The 2,041-nt window shown below is 79.2% G+C and carries 2 protein-coding genes; both read left to right on the plus strand.

The features are described from left to right. A partial coding sequence (locus ABZ914_RS50625) for an oxamate carbamoyltransferase subunit AllH family protein (RefSeq protein ID WP_500201716.1) occupies positions 1-386 on the plus strand: 386 nt, incomplete at its 5' end. A gap of 106 nt (positions 387-492) precedes the next feature. Next, positions 493-1,935 carry an AllF/FdrA family protein gene (locus ABZ914_RS50630; protein WP_500201717.1) on the plus strand — a complete coding sequence of 481 codons (1,443 nt, stop codon included), beginning with the start codon at positions 493-495 and terminating at the stop codon, positions 1,933-1,935. Positions 1,936-2,041 lie beyond the last annotated feature (106 nt).

Below are 2,041 nucleotides of genomic sequence, written 5' to 3' on the forward strand. Positions count from 1 at the left end.
TGGCACTCTGTTTCACTACTCGTCGCTCTTCCGATCTGAAGACCCCCCGCACCCGGCGGAGCGCTTTCGGCGGCTTTCCGGAGAGCGGCAAGGCGGTGTGGCTGGCCGACTGGCTGGGGGCGGCCGTCACCGCCGACGCCGGGACCCGCACGACCGCGCTGGCCGCGACGCTGCTGCACTGCGCGGCGGAGGGCGGCGCCGGCGGCGAGATCGCCGCGGTGCTGCGCTGCGTCGCCGGGCACGAGCCGCCGTCCGCGGCCGTCCGCCGGCTGCTGGCGATCGGCCACACCTCCGGCACCGACCTGGCGTGGGGGGTCCTCGCGGGCTGCCGCGCCACCCTCGCCCTCGCCTCCCCCGGCCGCCGCCCGGCGGAGCACACGGCATGAGCGGAGCGAACCGGGGGGTGCGGAGGGCCGTCCCCCAGCAAGAGACCCACATGACCGGTACGGGCGGGGCGCCCGGCGCGGGCGCGCCGGGCGGGCGCGGGGCGGCATGAGCGCCGACTGGGTCGAGGTGCGGCGGGGGGCCTACCGCGATTCGGTCACCCTGATGCGGGTGAGCCGCCGGCTGGCGGAGCGGCCGGACGTGGCGTCGGCGATGACGGCGATGGCCACGGAGCCGAACCTGGAGCTGCTCGCGCGGATGGGGTTCGCCGTTCCGGCGGACGCCGGGCCGGCGGACATGGTCGTCGCCGTGCGGGCGGAGGGCGGGGACCTCGACGGGGCGCGCGAGGCGCTGGACGCCCTGCTGCAGGAGGCCGCGCACGTCCCGGACGGCGGCGGGATGCTGGGCGCGCCGCCCGCCCCGCGCACCACGGCGTCCGCCGCGGCGCGCGGCGAGGCGTCGGTCGCGCTGGTGTCGGTGCCGGGACCGCACGTGTTCCCGGAGGCGATGGACGCGCTCGACGCCGGCCTGAACGTGATGATCTTCAGTGACAACGTGCCGGTCGCGCAGGAGATCGCGCTGAAGGAGGCGGCGGCGCGGCGCGGGCTGATCGTGATGGGCCCGGACTGCGGGACGGCCGTCGTCGGCGGCGCCGGGCTCGGGTTCGCGAACGCGGTGCGGCCGGGGCCGGTCGGCGTCGTGGCGGCGTCCGGGACGGGCGCGCAGCAGGTGATGTGCCTGCTGGACGCGGCGGGCACCGGGGTCCGGCACGTCCTCGGGGTCGGCGGGCGGGACCTGTCGCCGGAGGTCAGCGGCCGGTCGGCGCTGGCGGCGCTGGCCGCGCTGGACGCCGACCCCGGCACCGAGCTGATCGTGCTGGTGTCCAAGCCGCCGGCGCCGCAGGTCGCGGACCTGATCCGGGAGGCGGCGCGGCGGCTGGACACGCCGGTGGTGTTCGCGCTGCCGGCGCCCGGCGAGGACGACCTGACCCGGGCGGTGGAGAAGGCGCTGAGGGCGCTCGGCGCGGCCGTCCCGCGGTGGCCGTGCTGGCCCGCGCCGCGGACCGCGCGGGTGCCGGCCGGGCGGTCGCTGCGCGGGCTGTTCGCCGGCGGGACGCTCCGCGACGAGGCGGAGGTGATCGCGCGCGACGCGCTCGGCTGGGACCTGGAGGCGCGCGGGCACCGGTTCACCGACTTCGGCGACGACGCCTACACCCGGGGCCGCGCCCATCCGATGATCGACCCGACGCTGCGGCTGGAGGCCCTCGCGCGGGAGGCGGCGGACGCGGCGTGCGGCGTGCTGCTCCTGGACGTGGTGCTCGGCCACGGCGCCGAACCCGACCCGGCCGCGTCGCTGGCGCCGGTCCTCGCCGCCGCGCTGCGCGACCGCCCGGATCTCGCCGCGGTGGTGTCGCTGTGCGGGACGCCCGCCGACCCGCAGGGCCGCGACCGGCAGGCGGAGGCGCTGCGGGACGCGGGCGCGGAGGTGTTCGCCTCGAACGCGGAGGCGGCGCGGCACGCGGTCGCGCTGGTGGAGGGGGTGCCCGGATGACGGACGCGCGGCCGCCGCTCGGCGGGCTGCTCACGCGGGACCCGCGGGTCGTCGCGGCGGGCGTGGACGTCCTCGCGGACGCGCTGGCCGGCCAGGCCGTCCCGGT

The sequence above is a fragment of the Spirillospora sp. NPDC046719 genome (assembly GCF_040645715.1).
Lineage (GTDB): Bacteria > Actinomycetota > Actinomycetes > Streptosporangiales > Streptosporangiaceae > Spirillospora.